The organism is Tistrella bauzanensis (assembly GCF_014636235.1).
GTDB lineage: Bacteria > Pseudomonadota > Alphaproteobacteria > Tistrellales > Tistrellaceae > Tistrella > Tistrella bauzanensis.
Genome location: NZ_BMDZ01000006.1, coordinates 97557 through 122078, shown reverse-complemented (window position 1 = coordinate 122078; position 24522 = coordinate 97557). Strand labels below are relative to the sequence as shown.

Here is a 24522-nt window from a genome sequence, read left to right as displayed (position 1 = left end):
TGACCCCGTCTGCGAGGCTGCATAGCCTCATCAACCAGCGACGTCCGCCGAGCCCTTTTCAACATCGGGCGGGACATCCCCTTGCATAGCCCAGCCGGGCCATCATCTCTCCATGGGCGGCCTCGATCCGGGCAACCTGCAGCGGGTCCAGCGCCGTGCGCCACTGGCCGGCGCGGCCGCTGCGGAAGAATGCGGCTGTACCCGCCTGCCCACCGTCGAAACCATGGGCTATCTCCCGCTCCCGCAGGGTGTCGAACCGCGTCATCTCCACGGCGCGCTGTATATCGGCCGCGCCATGTGCGATCCCGGCATAGCGGCTGACCCGGCTCAGCACGGGTGCCGGGTCGGCCAGCATATCCTCGTAACGGACAAGGCAGCAGGGGCGGCCGGGGGCGTCCAGCCAGCTCCGCGCATGCCCGCTCCAGCAGGTCAGGCGCTGTGCGACGGCCAGGGCCGGGCGGCCGGGCGATGGCAGCAGGATGGCGGCCGGGTCGCAGAGCATGGCGACTGCGGCTTCCATGCTCATGCCGGCGAAATGGGCCCAGGATACCGCCACGTCGCGCGGATCGCGGACGACATAGACGCTGCCCAGCGTCACCTCCGGCGGGAACAGCGGCCCCGCCGCCGTATCCAGCCTGGCATCGTGGACCTTCCGGTAAAGCGGCCGCGATGCGGCGGCGGCCATGGCGCGGTAGGCGGCGGGGCGCAGCGCTTCCAGCTCGGCCCGGCTGAAATCGCTGCTTTCTATGTCCAGCGCCTCTTCGATATCCGTCCGATCGCTGGCCGTGGCGGCGAAGCCGACGCGATCCCGTGGCCCGCCCCTGCGGTTCGGCTGCACCAGCTCACGCAAGGCCAGCCGCAGCCAGGTATTGCCGGATTTGGGATAGGAGGCGATCCAGTAGAAGCCGGTCATGTCTCCAACCGCTCCAGGATGCGGGTGATGCTGCGGTCCAGCCCGCCTGGCCCGTGCCCGTGCGCCACGGCCCAGGTGCCGCCCGCCACCGCCGGCAGCAGGCGGCCGGACAGGCCCAGCCGTGCCATCAGTCCGCTGCGATAGACGTCGCGGCCCAGCCAGGCCACCGCCTCCGGGCCGCGCAGGCGGCGCAGCGGCGTGTCGTCCTCGTTGCCGAGGGGATGCAGGTGGAACACCGCCGTGAGCGGCAATGGCTCCGCGCAAAAGGCATCGTCCACCGGCAGGTGGACCTTGTCCAGCATGGCGCGGCTGCGTTCCAGCCCCGCATCCGGAATGTTCAGCCGCACCAGAGTATCGCGCCAGAGCTTCAGTCGGGGAAAGGTCGGCCACACGCGCGGACCGTCGGGGGCTGCAAGGTCCAGCACCGTCACGTCGTCCGCCAGCACGGCATGGCCGCGCTGGCGGAACGCAGCCGCCAGGGTTGACTTGCCCATGCCGGACGGTCCGGCAAACGCGGCGGCCCCCTGACCGATGCGCACGCAACTGGCGTGCAGCGGCAGCAGCCCGCGCCGATAGCAGAGGATGCCGAACACCGTGCTCAGAAGGAAGACACCGATATCGGGCGCCTCCGGCGGCAGAGCCGGATCGACGATCACCCGCCGTCCGGCGGGATCGATCAGATAGCTGGCGACGTCGGGAACCTGGAAGCGGCAGGTGCCGTCGGTGGCGATCTGGAGCAGCGGGCGGTCGACGGCCAGGTCGGCCAGCCGCTCCGGAACCGGCCCCAGCTCGATGACCAGATCCGGCTGCCGCCCATCGCCGGTCCAGGCCAGCAGATCGGGCAGCGGCAGCGCGCTGGCCACCCGCCAGCCACACAGGCTGCGGTTGAAGGGGGCGGGGGCAATATCGGCTCGCATGATGATGCCTACCATAGCGAAGAAGCCCGGCGGCATGCAGAGCCATTCCGGCGTGCGGACATCAGGGCTTGTGACGACACGGCGTTGCCGTTTCCACGATCCCGCCTTGTGGGTGGTCTCGGCAAAGCCGCGCACGGCATCGGTCTTGGTCTCCACTCTTGGCCTTGAACGGCGTGCCGGGGCATCGGGCCGTCAGTAGATCACGTTGCGCAGGAAACGGACGCGGGTGGTGCCGGTGTTCTCGTAAATATAGGGCTGGTTGCTGGCGAAGCTGTGGAAGTCTCCGGCCTCGATGACACGGGCCCCGTCGGCCAGATGCACGGTCAGCCGACCTTCGATGACATAGATCATATCATGCCAGCCATCCCCATCCGGCTCCGAGACATAGCGGTCACCGGCGCCGAGCGACCAGATCCAGAGCTCGGCCGCATGGGTGGCCGGGGCGCCGGCGAGCAGGGTGCCGCGGCTCTCGGGGCTGGTGCCGGCCCAGGCCAGGGCCTGGATGCGGCTGCGATCGGGCAAATCGGCATCGCGCACGAGATCCACGAACAGCACGTTCAGCGCCGCCGCGATCCGGTCGAGGACCGCCAGGCTGACATTGGCATCGCCGCGTTCGATGTTGACCAGCATCCGCCGGCTGACCCCCGACGCCTCGGCCAGCGCCTCCTGGCTGAACCCGGCCGCACGCCGCAGGCGCCGCAGATTGCCCGCGACATGTTCCAGGATCGGCGGTCGCTCGGCCGCGCCGCTATCGGCCTCTTGACTGTGCATTATAGTGCCCATAATCTCCCTCTGCGCCGTATAGTACACCAAACCTGCGCCAGTCTGCGCCAATCCGTTCCTGCCCCCAATCCGTTCCGGAGTGCCCGTCCCATGGCCGCCCCCAAGGTCGCCCAGGCCGCCGGGTCGATCTTGCTGCCCGTCGGGCTGCTGCTGATCGCCATCGCCTCGATCCAGTCCGGCGCCTCGCTGGCCAAGACCCTGTTTCCCGCCATCGGCGCGCAGGGCACGGTGGCGCTGCGGGTGCTGTTCGCGGCGATCCTGCTGATGCTGATCTTCCGTCCGTGGCGGGTGCGGCTGACGACGGTGGGCCTGCGATCGGTGATCGTCTATGGCATCGCGCTGGGCTGCATGAATCTGACCTTCTATATGGCGTTGCGCACGGTGCCGCTGGGCGTGGCGGTGGCGCTGGAATTCACCGGCCCGCTGGCGGTGGCGCTGTTCGGATCGCGCCGGCCGACCGATTTCCTGTGGGTGGGGCTGGCGGTGGCGGGGCTGCTGCTGCTGCTGCCGGTCGGCGGCTTTGCCGCCGGCATCGATCCGGTGGGGGCTGCCTATGCGCTGACCGCAGGGGTGTGCTGGGCGCTCTATATCCTGTTCGGGCAGAAGGCCGGCGCCGTGCACGGCATGCAGACGGCCGCCTGGGGGTCGCTGATCGCGGCCATCGTGGTGCTGCCGATCGGCATTCACCATGCGGGGACGGCGCTGCTGGACCCGGCGATCCTGCCGGTGGCACTGACCGTGGCGGTGCTGTCGACGGCGCTGCCCTATTCGCTGGAAATGATGGCGCTGACCCGCCTGCCGACCCGGACCTTCGGCACGCTGATGAGCGTGGAGCCGGCCTTCGCCGCCCTGTCCGGCCTGCTGTTCATGGGCGAGATGCTGACCCCGCTGCAATGGACGGCGATCGGCGCGATCATCTGCGCATCGGTCGGCACCACGGCCACCGCGCGACGCGCGCCGGCATCGGCCGGCTGACCACCGCTGTTGGCCCGTCTTGTGTAAAGTTTCCGTTGTGACTGTGTAAAGTCGCCCCTGGCCCCCGGCAGGACGTGGTTTTCTGTGATGGTGCGGGATGGTGAGGCCCGCGGCACCGGATCAGCGGGTGGCGGGTTATGAGCAGCATTGGCAGTATCACGCAGTCGGCGATATCGTCCTGGTCCAGCCGCAGCGGCACCAGCCGGTCGAGCGCCGCTGCCGCCTTGGATGACCTGACCGGGTCCGCCAGTTCGACGGCATCGTCGACCACGGCGACCGCCACGTCTCGGGCCGCGACGACGTCGGGAACAGCCGCGGCCTTCGTTCAGCAATTGTCGGACCTGTTGCAATCGGCGCTGCTGAGCCTTCAGGAAGCCGAGGCAGGCAGCCCGGTGCAGGGTGGTCAGGCGGGCCAGGCAGGGGCCGGTGCGGAAGAGATGTTCGCCCGGCTGGATAGCGACAGCGATGGCCTTGTCACCCGTGATGAATTCCTTGCCGGCAAGCCCGATGAGGTGAGCGACGCTCAGGCCGCGGCCTTATGGGACAGCATCGCCGGTGCCGAGGCCGAAAGCCTGACCGAGACCGCCTTTGCCGAGGGGCTTGCGGCAGGTGGTGGTCCCGGTGGGGCCGGTGGTCCGCCGCCGGGCGGGCCGCCGCCCGCTTCATCGGATGATGACGAGGACGAGGACACGCTCACCGGCCTGTATGCGATGCTCGACACCAACGAGGATGGCAAGGTCTCGGCCGAAGAGCTTGCCGCCGGCGGCAAGCAGGCCCTGCAGGCGATCACGGCGGCGCTGTCCGCCTATCGCAATGCCGATGAACAGGCAACAGGCACCGGTACAGGGATCGCCACCGCGACGGCGGTCACCGCCTGAGGCATGGCGCTGCCACCACTCTGACACGGCCCGCTCACGGAACCATCGTCAACCCGCGGCGTTGCGGCTCGTGGGGACTGCAAGACAGCCGGCCACGCGCCAGAAGGCGTTCCGGGCGACCATACAATCGTCTACATTTTGAGCGGCGTCGGACAGGCGCGGCATCGGCACTCCCCGCACACCCCCGCGCGTACCGGCATCGGCCGGATACTCGTTGTGCCGAGGAGACGCCATCTTGCGGACGATCAAGTTCGAAACCATCGCCGGCGACCTGCAGGACGTGTCGGGTGACCTTCTGGAGCCTGCGGGCCGTGGCTTCGCGGGGGTCGAACCGGCACCTGCCGCCCATCCGCGCCTGATCGAGATGAAGCGGCCGGCCACGCCCCGGCCGACCGACGATGATACGGCGCGGCCGGTGCCGCTGGTCGTTGATCTGGACGGCACGTTGGTGGCGTCGGATCTGCTGATCGAATGCGCCTTCGCCACCCTGGGCCGTCGTCCCGCCGCCATCATCGACATCATCGGTGGATTGCGGCGCGGCAAGGCCGATCTGAAACACCGGCTGGCACGGTCGGCCGCGTTCGATCCGGCAGCGCTGCCTTATGATCCGGAAGTTCTGGCACTGGTCCGGCAGGCGCGGGCCGAGGGCCGGCCGGTCTATCTGGCATCGGCCAGCAACGGCTTGCTGGTCGAACGGGTGGCGGCGCATCTGGGTCTGTTCACCGGCTGGTTCGCCTCGGATGCCGACACCAACCTGGCCGGCGCGGTCAAGGCACGGCAGCTTGTCGACGCCTTCGGCGAAAACCGCTTCGATTATGTCGGCAACAGCGCCGATGACCTGCCAGTTTGGCAGGTTGCGCGCCGTTCTATCGCGATACGCGCGCCCCGGCGGGTGGCGGCGCGGCTGTCATCGGCCTGCCCGGATGCCCGGCATCTGCCGGCACAACCGGCCGGCCTGCGTGGCTGGGCGAAGCTGCTGCGGGTGCATCAATACGCCAAGAACGCGCTGGTTTTCCTGCCGCTGCTGGCGGCCCATGTCATCACCTTCGGCGCCATCGGTCAGGCACTCGCCGCCTTCGTCGCCTTCTCGCTCTGCGCATCCAGCGTTTATATCGTCAACGATCTGGTCGACCTTCAGGACGATCGCGCTCACCGGAGCAAGTGCCGGCGGCCGCTGGCCAGCGGTGCGATTCCGCTGTGGCAGGCCATGGCGGCGGCACCGTTCCTGCTGCTGTCCGCCATCGCCGTGGCGGCCAGCGTGTCGTTGCCGTTCCTGGCGGTGCTCGCCGGCTATTTCGTCATCACCACCAGCTATACCTTCGCGCTGAAGCGGATGATGCTGATCGATGTGCTGACGCTGGCGGTGCTGTATCTGGCGCGGGTGATCGGGGGTGCCGTGGCGACCGGCGTGCCGATGTCGAAATGGCTGCTCGGCTTCTGCCTGATGGTGTTTCTGTCGCTGGCCCTGATCAAGCGCTATGTCGAGCTGGCGGCGCGGCGCGATGCCCGGCTGCCCGATTCCAAAAGCCGCGATTATCGCGCCAGCGACCTCGAAATGGTCGCGGCGCTGGCGGCGGCGGCGGGGTTCAATGCCATCGTGGTGTTCGCCGTCTATATCTCGACACCGGCCGCCGGCGCGCTCTACAGCACGCCCGAGGTGCTGTGGCTGGCGATCCCGCTGCTGCTCTATTGGATCGCGCGGGCCCTGATGCTGGCCAGCCGCCGCGAACTGCACGACGACCCGATGGTCTTCGCGCTGAAGGACAGGGTCAGCCTGCTGACCATGGGGGCTGCGGCCCTGCTCGTGGTCGGGGCGCTCTGATCGTGGCGGCACGCGGAGAGGCCGGCTGGCAGGACCGCCGCACGATCTCGCCCCGCTTCCTGCGCTATGTGGCCTTCGCGCTGCTGGCGATGGTGGCCAATCTGGCCGTGCAGGAACTGGTGGTGCGGGGCTGGACCACTGCCCCCCTGCTGGTGGCGATCGCGGCTGGAACTGCGGCCGGGTTTGCGATCAAATACCTGCTCGACAAGCTGTGGGTGTTTGATGACGCCTTCACCGGCTATCGTCAGGAGGCATCGAAGATCGCGCTGTATGGCCTGTTCAGCGTCGGCACCACCGTGATCTTCTGGGCGACCGAGCTGGCGTTCTGGATGATCTGGCAGACGGCGTCTGCCAAGTATGCCGGTGCGGTTCTGGGGCTGGCGCTGGGCTATGTGATCAAGTTCTGCCTGGATCGCCGCTTCGTGTTCAAGGCGGCGCGGTCATGACCGAATTTCATGGCTGGGGCCGTTATCCCCGCCACGACAGCGCGCTGATCAGTCCCTTGGCGCCCGGCGAGGTTGCGTCGCTTTATGATGATGCCGATGGCCGGCCGCGTGCCGGGCTGATCGCCCGTGGCGCCGGCCGCGCCTATGGCGACGCCGCCATCGGCGACAGTGCCACCGTGGTGATGCGCGGCCTGGATCGTATCCGCAGCTTCGACCGCCAGACGGGGCGGGTGACCGTGGAAGCAGGGCTGCTGCTGGCCGATCTGATCGGGGTGGCGATGCCGGCCGGCTGGTTTCCGCCGGTGGTGCCCGGCACCCGCTTCGTGACCATCGGCGGGATGATCGCCGCCGACGTCCATGGCAAGAACCATCATCGCGCGGGCGGTTTCGGCGACCATGTCGAAACGCTGACCCTGGCGCTGCCCGACGGGCAGATGGTGACCTGCGGCCCCGATCACCACCCTGATCTGTTCCGGGCCACCATTGGCGGCATGGGACTGACCGGCATGATCGTCGAGGCCAGCTTCACGCTTGTGCCGATCCAAACCGGCTGGATCAGCCAGCGCACGGTCGTGGCGCCTGATCTCGATCGGGCGCTGGCGGCGCTGCGTGATGCGGCGGAGGCCACCTACAGCGTCGCCTGGATCGATTGTCTGGCACGGGGGGCGGCCCTTGGCCGGTCGCTGGTCTATCTGGGCGAGCATGCGACGCCGGCCGATCTGACGGCGCGGGCGGGGGCTGACCGCTGGCCGCCGGCTGTGGGCGGCCGTTTCACGGTGCCGCTGGATGCGCCGTCGATGATGCTGAACCGGCTGTCGGTGGGGGCGTTCAACGCGCTCTATTACAAACGCGGTGCCCGGGCGGCCGGCCAGGCGATGCTGGTGCCCTGGGACCGGTATTTCTTTCCGCTCGACGGTATCGGCGACTGGAACCGCCTGTATGGCGCACGCGGCTTCGTGCAATATCAATGTGTTCTGCCGATGACTGCGGCCGCAGGAACGCTCGCCGATATCCTGGAACGGGTATCGCGGGCCGGTCACGCCTCGTTTCTGGCGGTGCTGAAGCAACTGGGTCCGGCTCATGGTGATCTGTCGTTTCCGATGGAGGGCGTGACCCTGGCCCTGGATCTGCCGGTGTCGGCACGGGTGCTGGCCCTGCTCAACGACCTGGACCGGCTGGTGGTGGCGGCCGGCGGCCGGCTGTATCTCGCCAAGGATGCCCGCCAGTCTCCCGCCACCTTCGAGGCCGGATATCCCGGTCGCGACCGGCTGCGCCGCCTGCGCCACCAGATCGGCGCCCCGGGGCGGCTGTCCTCGAAACTCTCGACAAGGCTTGGCATATGACCGCGAACGCGCTCAGCAAGACACTGCTCGTGATCGGCGGCAGTTCCGATATCGGCCGGGCGATCGCCAGCCGCTATGCCGTCGCCGGCTGGCAGGTGGTGCTGGCGGTGCGTGACGTGGCGGCGGGCACACGCAACGCCAGCGACATCGCGGCGCGCAGCGGCCGGGCGGTGCCGGTTCACCGGCTGGACATTCTGGAGACCGACCAGTTCGCGGCCATGCTCGACGGGCTGCCGGTCTTGCCGGATACGGTGGTGTGTGTGGTCGGCGACATGGGCGATCAGGCCCGGTCCGAGGCGGATCCCCTGGCTGCTCAGCGGGTGTTGCGGGCGAATTTCGAAGGACCGGCGCTGTTTCTGGGTATGATCGCCGAGCGGTTCGCTGCCCGTGGCACCGGCGCCATCGTCGGGATCAGTTCGGTGGCGGGCGACCGTGGCCGGGCCTCGAATTATATCTATGGCGCGGCAAAGGCCGGGTTCACGGCATTCCTGTCGGGCCTGCGCAACCGGCTGGCCGGCCGGGGCATCCGGGTGGTCACGGTGAAGCCCGGCTTCGTGCGCACCCGGATGACAGAGGGCATGGCGCTGCCCGGCCCGCTGACCGCCGATCCGTCGGAGGTGGGCCGTGCGGTGTTCCGGGCGGCTGAACAGGGCCGGGGTGAGGTGATCTATGTCCGTGGCGTCTGGCGGCCATTGATGATGGTGATCAGGGCCGTTCCTGAGCGGATCTTCAAGCGGATGCAATTGTGACGACACGCGATCTGCCCGGCCCCGGCCCCGGCCCAGACATCGGCCCCGACCATCTGCGCTGGCACACTGTGCTCGCCCGCCCCGGCGTGGTGATCATGCTGGTCTGCGTGGTCGCGGCGCTGGTGCTGGCGGTACCGGGCCAGACCGTGACCAACAAATACGTCAACGACCTGTTCATCTTCCTGGATGGCGTCTGGCGGATCGATCAGGGTCAGGTGCCCAATCGCGATTTCCATACCGCGCTGGGGCCGCTGGTCTATTACATCCCCGCCGCCGGGCGCTGGATCGGCGGCAGCTTCACCAGCGCCATGCCGATCGGGATGGGTCTGCTGCTGCTGGCAATGGCGCCGGTGATCGCCCATGTGCTGGCCTCGCGGCTGCGGCCGGTGCTGGCCATTCCGCTGGGCGTGTTTCTGGTTCTGGTGGTGGCGGTGCCGATCAATCTGGGCGAGGACATCCGCGAGCTGTCGTTCGCCATGTTCTATAACCGGGTGGGCTGGGCGGCGCTGGCGCTGCTGCTGATGCTGTATGTGCCGTCGCGGCAGCCAGCCGGCGACGGCGCGTCTGCCCGTCTGCTGATCTCGGACACCGCATCCGCCACGTTTCTGACCGTGCTGATGCTGTATATCAAGATCAGCTACGCGGTGGTGGCGCTGGCGTTTCTGTGTCTGCTGCTGATCGACCGGCGCCACCGGCTGTGGGCGGCGGCGACCCTGGCCGCCGCCATGCTGGTGGCGATGGCGGTGGAGGCTGTCTGGGGCGGCACCGCGTCGCATCTGCTGGATCTGATGCTGGTCGGGCAGGTCAGTGGCAATATCGACGATGTCGGCAAATATGCCCGGCTTCTGGGCGACAACCTGGCGGATATCGTGGTGTTCGCGGCGGCCGTGATGCTGTCGCTGTGGCGCACCCGCAGCCTGCGCGATCTGGTGTTCTTCGCGGTCTGTCTGGCGGGCGGCATGATGCTGCTCGCTCAGAATTTCCAGGTGCGCGGCATCGTGACCCTTGCCGCCGCGATCGTGGCCGCGGCTGAACTGGCGTGGCGGGTGCCGGCGACCCACCGGCGCGCGCGGCCGGCCTGGACGCTCGCCGCCATTCAGTTGCTGGTGCCGGCGATCCTGCTGCCGCCGATCGTGTTCAACGGCGCCGCCCTTGGCATTCATGCCGGACTTGCGGTGAGCGGACAGGGCGAGGGCTTGCCTCTGCCCAACTATCAGGGCATCCGGATGGTGGCGGCGCGGGATGGCTGGCTGCAGTCGATTTTCGACCGCTATCGGACCAGCATCGCCGATGGCCGCGACATTCTGGACGATCTCGGCGTCACCAGCGATCCGGCGGCCGGCGGCGGGCGGGTGGTGGTGCTCGATTTCGTCAACCCGTTCACCGCCGGCATGGGGCTGGCGCCGCCGCATGGCGACAGCACCTGGCACCACTGGGGGCGCACGATCGACGATCGCCACTACCTGCCGGCCGCGACCATGTTCCGCGATGCCGAGGTCGTGATGGAGCCCAAGGCGCCGATCGAGCGCGGCACCGCCGAGGGTATGCGCCGGATCTATGACGACACCCTGACCAGCCAGTTCCGGCTGGTGCGGGAGACCAGCGAATGGCGGGTGTTCATGCGCCGGTCGTCGATGCCGGGCGGGCCGCCGGTCCCGTCGCCGTGGCCGTCGCCGCCGGCATCGCCGGATCTGCCGCTGATCCTGACGGCCCGCTGATCCGGCCGGCCTGCGCCGACGGCACCCGCTGTCGCCAGCGATCCGCGACCAGTGACCCGAAGCAGATCAGCAACGCCCAGCCATAGACCGAGCCCAGCGTCAACTGGTCCAGCGCCGGGGCGCCCATCCGCGCCAGCACCATCGGCACCGGCACGCACAGCATCAGCCCTGCCAGCCGGATTTCGGGACGGTGCCAGCGGGACAGCAGCAGCGGCAGCAGGAACAGGGTATAGTGGATCCAGCCCAGCGGCGAGGCGAGCAGGGCCGCGAGCAGGGCGAAGCCGCTGGCGCGTTCGATGCCCGGGCGCCGGCGCACTGCCCAGAGCGCCAGCCCCAGCAGCAGCGCGATGCTCAGCGGCATGCCGGCCCAGGGCATGCCGGCGCGAGCGGCAAAGCCCGCGATCGAGGCATTGGTCAGGAACACCGCCCGGCTGCCGTCACCGGCGACCAGAGACAGCCATTGTCCATAGATATCGGGGCCATAGACCAGCAGCGGTACCGCGCTGACCACCGCCGCCGTGATCGCGGCGGCAATCGGCGCCGGGCGATGGCCGGCCAGGAACAGCAGCACCGGCCAGACCAGGACATTCGGCTTCATCGACACCACCAGCCCGATCAGGATGCCGGCGGCGATGTGCTGCCGGCGTTCCAGCAGCAGCCAGGCGGCCACGGCCATGAACACCAGCGGGATATAGATCTGGCCCAGCAGCAGCGTGTCCCAGAAACCTGCCAGCGCGAACACCCACAGCACCGTCAGCGGCGTGGCGCCATACCGGTCGAACAGCAGCAGCACGGTCGCTACATAGATGGCGATGCTGATCATCCGCCAGACCCGGAATGTCTGATGGACATCGCCGCCGTCGAATAGCTGGAACAGCAGGGCCGAGATCGGCGGATTGAGGTTGGGGTTCCACATGTCGAAGCCTGCGATCGACACGTGGAAGGTGAGTTCGTGAATGCCATAGGGGTCGAGCCCCTGGGCGGCCGCGCGGCCCGAGGCCACGAACGAGCCGAAATCCCACAGCAGATCGCCAGGCAGGGTGCGGAGGAATTCCCCGCCGATGACCCAGACGAGGATAAGGGCCACCAGCAGCCGCAGCGGCCAGTCGGTCATGGTCCGGACCATCGTCATCCTTCCGGCAAAACAGCATCCACCCGCACAGCAACATCCTGAACCGGCAAAGCGTTCCCCGGTTTCCCTTGTCGGGGCCGGTCGCCGCTGCCACCCTGCGTCGGACAAAATTTAAAATGATCTCAGATGGAGGGACGCACAGATGGCGGACACGACGGCGACGACGACGTTGGAGGGCGTGGAACTGCGCTCCAAGGTGACATCGGATGGCCGGATCGAGGTGTCGCTGATCCGGGTCGACGTGCCCGAGCCCGCCGCCGACGAGGTGGTGGTGCGGATCGAGGCGACGCCGATCAACCCGTCGGATCTGGGCCTGCTGCTGGGCCCGGCCGATCTTGACACCATCGCGACCGGCGGCACCGCCGATCTGCCGGCGATCAGTGCCGCGATCCCGCCCGCGGCCATGAAGGCGATGGCCGGGCGGCTGAACCAGTCGCTGCCGGTGGGCAATGAAGGCGCCGGGGTGGTGATCAAGGCCGGCGCCGATGCGGGCCATCTGCTGGGCCGGACAGTGGCGATGATCGGCGGCGCCATGTATGCCCGCTATCGCGTGATCAAGGCCGCCGACTGCCTGCTGCTGCCGGACGATGCCAGCCCCGCCGATGGCGCATCCTGCTTCGTCAATCCGCTGACGGCGCTGGGCATGGTCGAAACCATGCGCCGCGAGGGCCACACCGCCCTGGTCCATACCGCCGCCGCATCCAATCTGGGCCAGATGCTGAACCGGATCTGCCTGAAGGACGGCATCGGTCTGGTGAACATCGTCCGCAACGCCGAACAGGTGGCGCTGCTTCGCGGGATGGGTGCCGCCCATGTGCTCGACAGCACCAGCCCCGATTTCGCCGACCGTCTGACCGAGGCGCTGATCGAGGCCGGCGCCACCATCGGCTTCGATGCCATCGGCGGCGGCAGGCTGGCCGGCCAGATCCTGTCGGCGATGGAAGCGGCGATCGCGGCACGGGCCACCGGCAGCTACAGCCGCTATGGCTCGTCGGTGCACAAGCAGGTCTATCTGTATGGCGCGCTCGATACCCGCCCGGTCGAAATCCAGCGCAATATCGGCATGGCCTGGGGGGTGGGCGGCTGGCTGCTGTTCCCGTTCCTGCAACGGGTGGGGCCTGAGGTGGCCGGGCGTCTGCGCGCACGGGTGGCGGCGGAGCTGAAGACCACCTTCGCCAGCCATTACACCGCCGAAATCTCGCTGGCCGAGGTGCTGAAGCCCGAGGTGATCGCCGGCTACAGCAAGCGGGCGACGGGTGCCAAATACCTGATCAACCCGAACAAGGGCCTCTGACACGGAGCGCCCCGGATCTATCCCCGGGCGATCAGATGCAGGAACGACCCCGCGACCCGGCCGTGGCACAGCCCGGCCGCGGCCGCGGGCTCGCCCAGGGCGTCGGTGACCGCCCGCCACAGCGGCGGACCATCCTCGGCGGTGATGCTGGCATAGTGGAATTCGTGGCCGCGATAGCCCTGGCCCGCCTGCCCCAGCGGGCCATCGCCGGCCAGCCGGGCGCGGCGATAGCCAAGATGCAGCCGGCGGCGGGCGAAGCTGGTGTCGAGCGCCAGCAATCCGGCCATCGGCCAGTCGCGGCCATCGGCGTCGGTCAGGCCCCGCCCCAGCGCCATATAGCCACCGCATTCGCCGAAGATCACCGCGCCGCGCTGCGCCGCGGCCCGCAGGCCCGCCACCCAGCCATCGGGCCGCGCCCCCATGGCGGCCAGAACGGGGGCATGCAGTTCCGGATAGCCGCCGGGCAGCCAGACCGCATCGGCGTCCCTGTCTGGCGCCTCGCCGGCCAGGGGTGAGAACGGCAGTATTTGTGCGCCGGCATCGTGCCAGTCCTCCAGAATATGCGGATAGGCGAAGGCGAAGGCGTGGTCGCGGGCCACCGCGATCCGCTGGCCCAGCGGCGGCACGGCCGGTGTCGCGGGGCTGGCCGTCAGCCGGGGGCCGGTCGCGGCCCGCCGTGCCAGGGCCGCGATACCGTCGAGATCCAGATGAGCGGCCACCAGATCGCCCAGCCGGTCGAGCAGGGCATCGAGCCCGCCGGTCTCACGCGCCTGAACCAGTCCCAGATGCCGCGAGGGCAGGGCGATATCGGCCTGGCGGGGCACGAAGCCGAAGGCCGGCACCCCGGCTTCGACGGCGGCTGCGGTCAGGCTGCGGATATGGCCGGCACCGCCACAGCGGTTGAACACGACGCCGGCCAGATCGATGCGCGTGTCGAAACTGCGGAACCCATGGATCAGGGCGGCGGCGGAGCGGGCCTGCGCCGAACCGTCGACCACCAGCAGCACCGGCAGCCCGAACAGTGCCGCCAGGGCCGCGGCCGAGCCGTCACCGCCAGCCCCTGGCGCCGGCGCGCCGTCGAACAGCCCCATCACGCCCTCGATCAGCAGCAGGCCGGCATCGCCACGGCTGTCGATCATCCGCGCCAGCCGGTCGGGTGTCATCGCCCAGCCGTCCAGATTGACCGATGGCCGGCCGGATGCCGCCTCGTGAAAGGCCGGGTCGATGTAATCGGGGCCGATCTTGGCCGCCGCCGGCCGCCGGCCGGCGCGGGTGAAGGCGCGCAGCAACCCCAGTGTCATCGTGGTCTTGCCGCCCGAGGATGACGGCGCCGCGATGATCAGCGCTGACGGCCCGGTCACGCCTCTCCCGGTCACGACCCGGTCTTCTTCTGGCCATGGCGGGTGCCCAGTGGGTCGGCTGTCAGAGCCCGGCCGTCGAGCGCGCCCAGCCAGTCCAGCGCCGCCCGCAGCCGCACCACCGGCCCCATCACCACGATCGCCGGCGCCTCGATGCCTGATGCCGCGACATCGGCCTCGGCCCGGCTGACCGTGGTTTCCAGCACCCGTTGCGCCGGGGTGGTGGCGCGCGCGATCACCGCCACCGGCTCGTCCGGGTCGCGACCGCCGGCCATCAGCCGGGTGGCGATCTCGCCCAGATGTTTCAGTCCCATATAGAGCACGATCACCGGCGAGCCCTTGGCCAGCGCCTCCCACTCGATATTGCCGGTGACGCCGCCGGTGGTGTCGTGGCCGGTGATGAAGCTGACCACGTGGTTGGTGTCGCGATGGGTGACCGGGATGCCGGCATAGGCCGAGCCACCGATGCCGGCGGTGACGCCGGGAATGACCCGGAACGGGATACCGGCCTCGACCAGCGCCAGACCTTCCTCGCCGCCCCGGCCGAACACGAAAGGGTCGCCGCCCTTCAACCTGAGAACCCGCTTGCCCTGGCGGGCCAGATCGATGATCCGCAGCGTGATATCGGCCTGTTTCGGCGACGGGCGGCCGCCGCGCTTGCCGGCATATTCCAATTGCGCGTCGGGGCCGGCCAGCGCCAGGATGCGTTCGTCGACCAGCGCGTCATAGACCACGACATCGGCCGAGGCCAGCGCATGGGCGGCACCCAGCGTCAACAGCGCCGGATCGCCCGGCCCGGCGCCGACCAGCCACACCCAGCCGGGTTGAAATATGGGCAGGCCCAGGAAACCGGGCAGGGTGACGCTGGTCCGGGTCGCCTCGCTCATGCTGCCTGTCTCCTGTCGCTGACGGTGGAAAGATATCGTCCCGGTCTTGTCCCGGCTGGGGCTTTCCGGGGGTCGGGCTGCAATGGTATCGTCCGGCCATGAGCGATGCACCGTCCGACGCAGTCCCTGTCGATCAGTCCGACGCACCGACCGGAACGCCGGTTGAGGCGCCGGCCGGTGGCGGCCGCAAACCCGAAGGGGTGTTGCGTCGCGGTTGGACGACCGGCGCCTGTGCCACAGCCGCCACGGCCGCCGCTTTTACCACATTGGCCACCGGCCGGTTTCCCGACAGTGTCCAGATCGCTCTGCCCAAAGGCGAGCAGCCGGTCTTCACCCTGGCCGAGCGCCGGGTGGAGCCGGGCGGCGCCATCACCGCCGGCATCGTCAAGGATGCCGGCGACGATCCGGATGTCACTCATGGCGCGCTGATCCTGGCGACGGTCGCACTGGCGGCCCCCGGCAGCGGCGTGGTGTTTCGCGCCGGAGCGGGGGTCGGCACCGTCACCCGCCCCGGACTGCCGGTGCCGGTGGGAGAGCCCGCGATCAACCCGGTGCCGCGCCGGCTGATGACCGAGACCATCACCCGGCTGGCGGGGCTGTTCGGCCATCCGGGCGATGTCACGATCACGATTTCGGTGCCCGGCGGTGCCGCCCTGGCCGAGCGCACCTGGAACCCGCGCCTGGGCATTCTGGGCGGCATCTCGATTCTGGGCACCACCGGTGTGGTCGTGCCCTATTCCTGCGCGGCCTGGATCCATTCCATTCACCGGGGCGTCGATGTGGCGCGCGCCGCCGGTCTGGCCCGGGTCGCCGGCTGCACCGGCTCGACCTCCGAGGCGATGCTGCGCCGCCTGCTGCCCGATCTGCCCGATCATGCGCTGATCGACATGGGCGATTTCGCCGGCGCGCTCGCCAAATATCTCCGCGCCCATCCGGTGCCGCATCTGGTGGTGGCGGGCGGTTTCGCCAAGCTCGTCAAGCTGGCGCAAGGCGCGCTGGACCTGCATTCCTCGCGCTCGACGGTCGATTTCGGCCGGCTCGCGGCCGCCGCCGCCGGCATCGGCGCCAATGCGGCGCTGGTATCGGCGATTGCCCGCGCCAACACCGCCAAACAGGCGCTCGACATGGCCGTGGCGGCAGGCCTGCCGCTGGCCGAGGCCGTTGCCAGAGATGCGCGGGCAACCCTGGTCGCGGCGCTCGATCCGGCACCGGTCATGGTCGATGTAGTGGTGGCCGACCGGCTGGGCAAGCCGATGGCCGCCACCGATCCGGTTCTGCTCGGGGCGGCATGACATGGCGATCGGCACGCCCCTGAAGCTGCTGATCCTGGGCGGCACCGCCGAGGCGCGGGCGCTGGCCGAGGCCGCGACCGGCGCCGGCCACGATGTCTGGACCTCGCTTGCCGGTGTCACCGATGAACCGCGCCGGCCGGCCGGGCGGCTGTTGAGCGGCGCGCTTGGCGGCATCGACGGGTTGACCCGGTTGTTGCAGGCGGAAGGCTTCGACCGGCTGATCGATGCCACCCACCCCTTCGCCGAAACCATGTCGGGCCATGCGGTCGAGGCCGCGCGGCGGGCGGCGGTGCCACGGCTGGTGCTGCGCCGGCCGCCCTGGACCGCCGGGATCGGCGATCGCTGGTATGGTGTCGCCGATCTGGCCGAGGCGCTGGAGACCCTGCCGCGGGCGGCGGCGCCCGAGGATGGCCGCGTGTTCGTGGCCACCGGCCGGCGTGGGCTTAACCTGCTCACCCGGCGCCCGGAATACGGCTTCGTGGTGCGGACGATCGAGCCGGTGACCGTGGTGCCGCCGGCCGTCGACATCCGCTTCGTGCGTGATCGCGGGCCGTTTGACATCGCCGCCGAACGTCGGTTCTTTGCCGACCACGTCGTCTCCGCCGTGATCGCCAAGAATGCCGGCGGCACGGGGGCCATGGCCAAGATCGATGTCGCGCGGGAATGCCGCATCGCCGTCCTCATGATCGACCGGCCGCCGGTGCCCGACGGCCCGCTGGCGGCGGATGTCGCCGCCGCCATGGACTGGATCGGTCTGCCCGCCGAGCCGGCCTGAACTGCCGCCGAGCCGGCCTGAGCGACCTCACGTCCAGGCCGTATCGGCCTGTGTCAGCCGACCATCAGCGCCACACCGGCCAGCGCGATGCCGGCGCCGACCGCACGCTCAAGCTTCGCGACCTGGGCCTTGCGCATGCCCATGGCCAGTGCGATGCCGGCCAGATGCAGCAGGGCGGTCGCGGCCACGAAGCCCAGCGCATACAGTGCCGCCGATCCGCCGGCCGCCATCTCGGTGCCATGGGCATGGCCGTGGAACAGCGCGAAGACACCGGCGATGGCGGCGGCGGCCACCGGGTTCGGCCTGAAGGCGAAGGCGATCATCAGCCCGAAGACCACGATCGAGGCGGTGATGCCAAGCTCGACACCCGGCAGGCCGATGCCGGCCATGCCCAGCGCGCCGCCGGCGATCATCAGCGCAATGAAGCCCAGCGGTGCCGCCCAGATCATGCGGCCGCCGGTCTGGCCGGCCCAGAAGCCGACCGCGAGCATGGCCAGCACGTGATCGAGCCCGCCGATCGGATGGGCGAAACCGCTCATGAAGCCCGCGACCTCATGGCCGGTATGGGCGAAGGCCGGGCTGGCCAGGAGCAGGGCAGTGGCTGCGGTCGCAAGCGTGGTGGGCAGAAGGCGTCGGAACATGGGTACGGTCTCCGTCGTCGGGACGTCTGGCGTCGTGGATGTGAACGATAAGAACGGGCAGTTGGGGGCAGTGCGGGTCAGCCGGGGTCGGCGGTCACCACTCCGACGCGGGGGACGGCGTCTGTGTCGGCATCCGTGCGGCCGGCCGCGGGCGCCGGTCTGGCGCGTCGGGGCGCGGTCCGCTTCGGGCGCAACACATGCGCATGTCCAGGATCATAAAGCGCACTGTCGGCGAAGTCGCCGGGTGCGAAGACGTGGCCCACCAGCACCAGCGCCGTGCGGGTGATCTTGGCGGCGCGGACCTTGGCCGCGATATCGGCCAGCGTGCCGCGAATGATCATCTGATCGGGCCAACTGGCGCGATAGACCACCACCACCGGGCAGTCGTCACCGTAATGGGGGCCCAGTGTCCGGTGGATCTGGGGCAGGAAACGGATCGACAGATGGATGGCGAGCGTTGCCCGCGATCGGCCCAGTTCCTCAAGCGTCTCGCCCTCGGGCATCGGTGATGAGGCATGGCCAGTGCGGGTGACGATGATGGTCTGCGAGATGCCGGGCAGGGTCAGCTCGCTTTGCAGCGCCGCTGCCGCCGCCGCGAAGGCCGGCACGCCGGGGGTGACGTCGAAGGGAATGCCCAGCGCCCGCAGCCGGCGCATCTGTTCGGCCGTGGCGCCATAGATCGACGGATCGCCGGAATGGACCCGCGCCACGTCGTGGCCCTGGTCATGGGCCTGGCGCATTTCCTCGACGATCTCGTCGAGCGTCAGTGGCGCGGTGTCGATGATCCGCGCGCCCGTGGGCGCATAGTCGATCACCTCACGCGGGACCAGCGAGCCCGCGTAAAGGCAGACCGGGGCGCGCGCGATCAGGTCGCGGCCGCGCAGGGTGATCAGGTCGGGCGCGCCCGGCCCGGCGCCGATGAAATGAACCGTCATGCCACCTCCTCGCCGCGGCTGCCATAGCCGCGGGGTGTATAGACCCGCACCCCCTGACCCAGATCGAGCCGGCGGGTGCCGCGCGCGCCGACCATCACCAGGGTCAGCATGTCGACGGCGTCGACATCCAGGCTTCCAAGCTCGATCACCGTCACCGTCTCGTCGGGTCGGCCCAGATTGCGGGCCAGGATCACCGGCGTTGCCGGGCCGCGCGCGGCCAGCAGAATTTCGCGTGCCCGAGCCAGTTGGTGGCGGCGGCGGCGCGAGACCGGGTTGTAGAACGCGACCACGAAGTCGCCATCGGCGGCGGCCTGCACACGGCGCTCGATCACCGGCCAGGGGGTCATCAGGTCCGATAGCGAGATGGCGCAGAAATCATGGCCGAGCGGCGCGCCGGCGCGCGCCGCCGCCGCCTGCAGGGCCGAGATGCCGGGCGAGACCTGCACCCGCACCCGCGACCACAGCGGACGCGGACCGCCCTGATCCTGGCCACGCTCGATCAGTTCATAGACCAGGGCCGCCATGGCATAGATCCCGGCATCGCCCGAACAGACCAGGGCGACCTGGCGCCCTTCGGCCGCGAGGTCGAGCGCGCAGGCGACCCGGCGCTCCTCCTCGCCCAGCTCATAGCCATGGCGGCGCTTGCCTGCCGCGGCCGGCCCCAGCAGATCCAGATACAGGCCATAGCCGACCAGATCGGTCGATGCGGCGACCATGCGGTCCACTTCGGGCGTGCGCCAGTCGGCGCGGCCGGGGCCGATGCCCACCACATACAACATCCCCGGCGCCCGGCCGGTGTGGTCGACATCGATCGGCGCCGGTGCCAGCGCCACGGCACAGGTCGCCCGCGCCGATCTGCGCTTGGCCACGATCAGTCGGCCATCGGGGCCGGCGGCGGCCAGGGCCGCCGCCTCGGCCACACCGGCCACCCCCACCGTGGCCCGCACATAGTCGGAGGGGGTTTCCAGCCGCGGGGTTTCCTCCGCCAGCCGTGTCGCCGGATAGATCCGGACCGGAAGGCCAAGGGCGTCGGCGGCGGCGGCGATACCGGCCTCGTCGGCCTTGATGTCGATGGTGGCGATCAGTGCGACCGCCTCGGGCGCCAGTCCGGCATCGGCCAGTGTGTCATCGATCAACTGGCTGATTTCGGCAGCCGGCGCGCCGCGATCTGATCCGATGCCGACCGCGAGGCTTCGCGGATGATAGAGCAAGCCGCCGTTCGGGGGCACATCGCGCCGATGGCTGGTCACCACCGATACGGCGCCGTCGGGCGCCCGGGGTAGATGGGAAAGCCAGTCGGGCAGGGCGGTGCCGGACCGGATGGCTGCCCCGGCGACCAAGGCGGCCATTGCCGGCTTCGGGTCGCAGGCCGCAGCCAGTCGCCAGCCCGCCGGCGGATCGTCGAGCGCCACGCCGAAGCGCAGATCGCCGGCGGTGGTGATGGCCGCGATCGCATCGATGGCACCGGCGATCCGCCGCGCCAGATCATTCGCGCCATGATGGCCGCCCAGCAGCGGCACCACCACGCTGGCATCTTCCGCCACCGCCAGCACCGGCGGTTCTGTGGCCTTCGTGGCCAGCACCGGCGCCAGCATCCGGATCAACGCGCCGGCGGCGGCGATGCCGATCACCGGCCGGCCAGCCAGGAACAGTGCCCGCAGGCCATCGGCCACCGGCTCAAGCGGCACCACCTCAATGCGCTCGGCCACATCCAGCCGGGCATGGGGGCCGGTGATCACGGCGCCGGGCAGCAGCGCCGCCAACCGTCGGGCCAGCGGCAGCGCCGATGGCCCGAGGATCAGGATGGCGGGGGTCATGTCGGTCATCGGGTCGCCTCGCCGCGTCGGTGAACCAGGATCAGGCTGAAATAGGGTGCCGTGTCATCGGCCAGCATCGACAGCTTCAGGATGCGTTCCTCCGGCCGGGTCGCGCGTTCCACATACCAGGCGTGGTCGGCAAGACCCGCCGCCGCCAGCACCCGGCGCAGCTTGGGCAGATGGCGGCCGATCTTCAGAAACGCGGCACCATCGGCCGCGTCCAGCCGGCGGGCCAGTTCGGCTTCGGGCAGGGTCGCCGGGATGATCGCCAGGCTGTCGGTGCGCGCCGCCAGCGGCAGCACCAGCCGGGCGGCGGCGGCGGTCATCGAGGTGATGCCCGGTACCACCTCCACCCGGAAGCGCCCCGACAGCCGGGCCGCCAGATACATGAACGAGCCGAAGGTGAGCGGGTCGCCCTCGCACAGCACGCCGACATCGTGGCCCTCGGCCAGATGCCCGGCGATCCGGGCCGCGCCGGCATCATAGGCGGCGGCACCGGCGGCGCGGTCCTCGCGCATCGGCATCGCGATCGCGATCAGCGTGGCATCGGTGCGGATCAGCTCACCGGCGATGCCACGGGCGAGTCCGGCCCCCGAAGGCGCCGCCTCGCCGCCGGTTTCAGGCGTCTCTGCGTGGATATGTGCGATCACCGGCAGATGGCCCAGCAGCCGGGCCGCCTTCAGCGTGATCAACTCGGGGTCGCCCGGCCCCATGCCCAGCCCGATCAGCCGGCCGGCGGCGGCATCGCCGATCCGCGCCGCCATCAGCGTTTCCTCCAGGCATATTGAGTGACCGGCATGGCGGCACGCCAGCCCATATGCGGCCCCACCGGCACCGCGCGCGCGGCCTGAACGCGGATCAGGTCGCCGCCATGGCGATGATGAGCATCGGCCAATGCCGCCTCGCCCGAGAGCGTGACCGCGTTGGCGACCAGTCGCCCGCCTGGGATCAGGCGATCCATCAACAGCGCGATCAGGCCATCTTGTGCCACGGCGCCACCTAGAAAGATCGCATCCGGTGCCGGCAGTTCGTCCAGCACCGCTGGTGCCGATCCCTCGATCACCGTCAGCGCCGGCACGCCCAGCGCCTCGGCATTGCCGCGGATGCGGGCCGCCCGGTCTGCGCGGGGCTCGACCGCGATCGCCCGGGCGGTGGCCTCGGCGCGCAGCCATTCGATGCCGATCGATCCATTGCCGGCGCCGATGTCCCACAGCAGCGCGCGCGGCGCCGGCATCAGGCGGGCCAGGGTGATCGCCCGCATTTCGCGTTTGGTCAACTGGCCGTCATGATCGAAGGCGTCGTCATCCAGCCCCGGCACGGTCGGGTGCCAATCGGTCGCGGCATCGGCCGCAAGTGTCACCGCCACCGTGTTCAGGTCGGCGGTGGTGGCATCGCCCCAATCGGTGGCGCGGGTCTGGCGGATGGTCTCATGCGGGCCGCCCAGGCAGGCGAGCACGGTCATCCGGCTGGCACCGAAGCCGCGTTCGGCAAGCCGGCCGGCGATCGCCGCCGGGGCAGCACCGTCGTCGGTATATATAATGAGCTGCGCGCCCGGCTGGAGATGCCGGTCGAGCAGCGCCAGGGGCCGGCCATGCAGGGTGATCAGCCGCACATCCGGCAGCGACCAGCCCAGCCGCGCGCAGACCAGGCTGGCGGCCGAGGGTGCCGGATGCACTGTCAGCGCATCGGCGCCGAACCAGCGTGCCAGCGTGGTGCCGATGCCCCAGCAGAACGGGTCGCCGCTGGCCAGAACCACCAGATCATGGCCGCGCGCCGCCTCGATCACCGGCCGCAGGGCCTTGAGCGGGCTGGGCCAGGCATGTTTCGGGCGGGTATCGCCGGCCGGCAGCATCGCCAGATGACGGTCGCCGCCGATCAGGATGTCGGCCGCATCGACGCATGCGCGTGCCTGCGCCCCGAGACCGCCAAGCCCGTCCTCGCCGATGCCGACCACCGTGATCCAGGGGGCGGTGCCTGCCCTCATGGTGTCCATCACGGCGCCTCCTCATTCGGCGCGGCAATGGCGTTCACCGCCGCCGAGGCCATGGCGCTGCCACCCATCCGGCCGGGCAGGGTGAGGCAGGGGATGGCGAGCCCGGCATCGAGCAGCGCCTGCTTGCTTTCCGCCGCACCGACGAAGCCCACCGGAAAGGCCAGGATCGCCGCCGGGCGCGGGCCGCCGGCCGCGATGATCTCGATCAGCCGGAACAGGGCTGTCGGCGCGTTGCCGATCGCGATCACCGCGCCGGCGATCTGGTCACCCAGCGCATCGATCGCGGCCGCCGACCGGGTGGTGCCATTGGCGGCGGCCAGCCGGTCGGTCCGGGGGTCGTCGAGCCCGCAGAGCACGGCGTTGCCGGCGGGCAGGCGGCGGCGGATCACGCCCGACGCCACCATCCGGCAATCGGCGATCACCGGCGCGCCGCCGGCCAGGGCCGCGCGGCCGGCCGTGGCGACATCGCCCTGAAACGCCAGCCGGCCTGCGACATCGACCATGCCGCAGGCATGCACCACCCGGATCGCCACACCATGCAGGGTGTCGGGCAGATGGCCCAGCGGTGCTTCGGCCCGGATGATCGCGAACGATCGGGCATAGATCGCGGCCGGGTCGCGGTCATAGGCCGGGTCGCGGTCATAGGTTGGGGTTGCGGCCTCGTTCAGAGCCAGCGGCGCCGTCATCCCCGGGCCGCCTTCAGGCTGACAGGGCCCAGCGGATGGTCGGCATGGGGGTAGGGATGGTGATGATGGCCGTGGTCATGCCCATGCCCATGCGCGTGGTCATGGCTGTGGTCGTGCCCGTGCCCGTGCCCGTGATCATGACCGTGATCATGACCATGATCATGGTCGTGATCATGATGTGCGGCGTCATGGCCGGCCTCGGCCGGGGCGGGTGCGCCGGTGCCGATGCCCTCGACATGATGGTGATGGCTTTCCTGCGGCAGCCCGCGTTCGGCTTCGAAACCCAGCACCTGCACCCGGTATTTGCAGAGCTGGCAGTTCATGTTGCCGGTGCCGTGCACGATCTCCTGCACCCGGTCGACCATGGTCTCGATCACCTGGGGGTGGTCGCGCAGATAGCCGGCCTTCACGAATTCGATCTCGGGGAAATCGGCCGCGACCCGGTCGACGGCGTCATAGATCCGCTTGACCAGAATGCCGGTGAACAGGAAATAGGGGAACACCACGATCCGCCGGAAACCCAGCCGTACCGCATGGCGCAGACCCGGTTCGGTTAGCGGGAAGGTGACGCCGGAATAGGCGGTCTCGGCCCAGCCCAGGCCCAGCCCTTCCCACAGCATCCGGCTGACCTTGGCGACATTGGAATTGGCGTCGGGGTCCGAGGCGCCGCGCCCCACCACCACCAGCAGGGTATCGTGCCGCGACACTGCATCACCGGCCGTGCGCGCGGCATCGGCGCGGGCGATGGCGCTGTCGACGCGCTCGCCCGCCGCGCGCAGCATCCGCGGATCGATGCCCAGCTCGCGACCATAGCGGATGGTGAAGCCGGGATCGGCCCGGCCCTGGGCCATCTCACCGCCGGCGCGCACGCTGGTCTGATAGGTGTTCAGGACCGACGGAATGTCGTTCTTGGCGTGGCCGGCCGCGAACAGCATCCCCGGCACCGCCAGCACCTCGCGCACACCTTGGGCGCGCAGCCGGTCCAGTCCGTCGCGGATGATGGGCCTGGCGAATTCCAGATAGCCGTACTCGACCGGCACCGATGTGAAGCGGCGACGCAGCGCGATCGCAAGCTCAGCGAATTCGTCGACCGCGCCCTGATCGCGGCTGCCATGGCCGCAGATCATGATCCCCTGCCCGTCACCCAGTCCGAACATCGCCTTGCATC

The 24522-nt window shown here is 69.8% G+C and carries 23 protein-coding genes; 10 read left to right on the top strand and 13 right to left on the bottom strand.

Going from position 1 to position 24522, the window contains the following annotated elements:
• Positions 1–58: 58 nt before the first annotated feature.
• From IEW15_RS04690 to IEW15_RS04680, 3 genes are read right to left on the bottom strand one after another with little or no spacing between them, the layout of a single operon-like run.
• Entirely contained in the window at positions 59–913 is an 855-nt protein-coding gene (locus IEW15_RS04690; protein WP_188575418.1) for a sulfotransferase domain-containing protein, read from the bottom strand.
• Complete coding sequence (locus IEW15_RS04685) at positions 910–1986, bottom strand: phosphoenolpyruvate carboxykinase (ATP) (protein WP_188575416.1); 1077 nt, start codon at positions 1984–1986, stop codon at positions 910–912. The genes IEW15_RS04690 and IEW15_RS04685 overlap by 4 nt, the downstream gene beginning before the upstream one ends.
• 36 nt (positions 1987–2022) lie before the next feature.
• Positions 2023–2601 (bottom strand): helix-turn-helix domain-containing protein, encoded by a 579-nt coding sequence (locus IEW15_RS04680; RefSeq protein WP_188575414.1) that lies wholly within the window; start codon positions 2599–2601, stop codon positions 2023–2025.
• A gap of 102 nt (positions 2602–2703) precedes the next feature.
• Here IEW15_RS04680 and rhtA point away from each other — a divergent pair, with 102 nt between their 5' ends.
• From rhtA to IEW15_RS04645, 7 genes are all read left to right on the top strand, one after another.
• Entirely contained in the window at positions 2704–3588 is an 885-nt protein-coding gene (gene rhtA / locus IEW15_RS04675; RefSeq protein ID WP_188575412.1) for a threonine/homoserine exporter RhtA, read from the top strand.
• Positions 3589–3725: 137 nt separating this feature from the next.
• Positions 3726–4466, top strand: a complete 741-nt coding sequence (locus IEW15_RS04670; RefSeq protein WP_188575410.1) for an EF-hand domain-containing protein — start codon at positions 3726–3728, stop codon at positions 4464–4466.
• A 235-nt stretch (positions 4467–4701) separates the two neighbouring features.
• Positions 4702–6288, top strand: coding sequence for a UbiA family prenyltransferase (locus IEW15_RS04665; protein WP_229707819.1), 1587 nt, complete (start codon positions 4702–4704; stop codon positions 6286–6288).
• 2 nt (positions 6289–6290) lie between these two features.
• The gene (locus tag IEW15_RS04660; RefSeq protein WP_229707818.1) at positions 6291–6734 is read left to right on the top strand and encodes a GtrA family protein; all 444 of its coding nucleotides are present in this window, start codon (positions 6291–6293) and stop codon (positions 6732–6734) included.
• Positions 6731–8077, top strand: coding sequence for an FAD-binding oxidoreductase (locus tag IEW15_RS04655; protein WP_188575408.1), 1347 nt, complete (start codon positions 6731–6733; stop codon positions 8075–8077). The genes IEW15_RS04660 and IEW15_RS04655 overlap by 4 nt, the downstream gene beginning before the upstream one ends.
• A complete protein-coding gene (locus IEW15_RS04650; RefSeq protein WP_188575405.1) occupies positions 8074–8826 on the top strand; it encodes an SDR family oxidoreductase in 753 nt (250 codons plus the stop codon). Before IEW15_RS04655 ends, IEW15_RS04650 begins: the two co-directional genes overlap by 4 nt.
• Positions 8823–10544: a hypothetical protein gene (locus IEW15_RS04645; protein WP_188575403.1), complete on the top strand. Its 1722-nt coding sequence runs from the start codon at positions 8823–8825 to the stop codon at positions 10542–10544. Before IEW15_RS04650 ends, IEW15_RS04645 begins: the two co-directional genes overlap by 4 nt.
• Here the strand turns inward: IEW15_RS04645 and IEW15_RS04640 are convergent.
• Complete coding sequence (locus IEW15_RS04640; RefSeq protein WP_188575401.1) at positions 10444–11670, bottom strand: glycosyltransferase family 87 protein; 1227 nt, start codon at positions 11668–11670, stop codon at positions 10444–10446. The two genes, IEW15_RS04645 and IEW15_RS04640, sit on opposite strands and share 101 nt — an antisense overlap.
• Before the next feature lie 148 nt (positions 11671–11818).
• Between IEW15_RS04640 and IEW15_RS04635 the strand changes: the two genes are divergently transcribed.
• Positions 11819–12970 carry a zinc-binding dehydrogenase gene (locus IEW15_RS04635; RefSeq protein WP_188575399.1) on the top strand — a complete coding sequence of 384 codons (1152 nt, stop codon included), beginning with the start codon at positions 11819–11821 and terminating at the stop codon, positions 12968–12970.
• A gap of 17 nt (positions 12971–12987) precedes the next feature.
• Here the strand turns inward: IEW15_RS04635 and IEW15_RS04630 are convergent, their stop codons facing one another.
• The gene (locus IEW15_RS04630; protein WP_229707817.1) at positions 12988–14346 is read right to left on the bottom strand and encodes a cobyrinate a,c-diamide synthase; all 1359 of its coding nucleotides are present in this window, start codon (positions 14344–14346) and stop codon (positions 12988–12990) included.
• Complete coding sequence (gene cobA / locus IEW15_RS04625; RefSeq protein ID WP_188575398.1) at positions 14343–15215, bottom strand: uroporphyrinogen-III C-methyltransferase; 873 nt, start codon at positions 15213–15215, stop codon at positions 14343–14345. Before cobA ends, IEW15_RS04630 begins: the two co-directional genes overlap by 4 nt.
• A 98-nt stretch (positions 15216–15313) precedes the next feature.
• Between cobA and IEW15_RS04620 the strand changes: the two genes are divergently transcribed.
• A complete protein-coding gene (locus IEW15_RS04620) occupies positions 15314–16507 on the top strand; it encodes a cobalt-precorrin-5B (C(1))-methyltransferase (protein WP_188575396.1) in 1194 nt (397 codons plus the stop codon).
• Position 16508: 1 nt separating this feature from the next.
• On the top strand, positions 16509–17282 hold the full coding sequence (locus IEW15_RS04615; RefSeq protein WP_188575393.1) for a cobalt-precorrin-6A reductase: 774 nt from the start codon (positions 16509–16511) through the stop codon (positions 17280–17282).
• 53 nt (positions 17283–17335) lie between these two features.
• Here IEW15_RS04615 and IEW15_RS04610 read toward each other — a convergent pair whose 3' ends face one another.
• The 7 genes from IEW15_RS04610 to IEW15_RS04580 form a co-directional block, all read right to left on the bottom strand.
• The gene (locus IEW15_RS04610; RefSeq protein WP_188575391.1) at positions 17336–17923 is read right to left on the bottom strand and encodes a HupE/UreJ family protein; all 588 of its coding nucleotides are present in this window, start codon (positions 17921–17923) and stop codon (positions 17336–17338) included.
• 77 nt (positions 17924–18000) lie between these two features.
• Positions 18001–18858, bottom strand: a complete 858-nt coding sequence (cobM, locus tag IEW15_RS04605) for a precorrin-4 C(11)-methyltransferase (RefSeq protein WP_188575389.1) — start codon at positions 18856–18858, stop codon at positions 18001–18003.
• The gene (gene cobJ, locus IEW15_RS04600; RefSeq protein WP_188575388.1) at positions 18855–20684 is read right to left on the bottom strand and encodes a precorrin-3B C(17)-methyltransferase; all 1830 of its coding nucleotides are present in this window, start codon (positions 20682–20684) and stop codon (positions 18855–18857) included. Before cobJ ends, cobM begins: the two co-directional genes overlap by 4 nt.
• A complete protein-coding gene (cobI, locus tag IEW15_RS04595; protein WP_188575385.1) occupies positions 20681–21439 on the bottom strand; it encodes a precorrin-2 C(20)-methyltransferase in 759 nt (252 codons plus the stop codon). The genes cobJ and cobI overlap by 4 nt, the downstream gene beginning before the upstream one ends.
• Positions 21439–22668: a precorrin-6y C5,15-methyltransferase (decarboxylating) subunit CbiE gene (gene cbiE / locus IEW15_RS04590; RefSeq protein ID WP_229707816.1), complete on the bottom strand. Its 1230-nt coding sequence runs from the start codon at positions 22666–22668 to the stop codon at positions 21439–21441. Before cbiE ends, cobI begins: the two co-directional genes overlap by 1 nt.
• Complete coding sequence (locus IEW15_RS04585; protein WP_188575383.1) at positions 22668–23354, bottom strand: precorrin-8X methylmutase; 687 nt, start codon at positions 23352–23354, stop codon at positions 22668–22670. The genes cbiE and IEW15_RS04585 overlap by 1 nt, the downstream gene beginning before the upstream one ends.
• Complete coding sequence (locus IEW15_RS04580) at positions 23351–24511, bottom strand: sirohydrochlorin chelatase (RefSeq protein WP_188575381.1); 1161 nt, start codon at positions 24509–24511, stop codon at positions 23351–23353. The genes IEW15_RS04585 and IEW15_RS04580 overlap by 4 nt, the downstream gene beginning before the upstream one ends.
• Positions 24512–24522 lie beyond the last annotated feature (11 nt).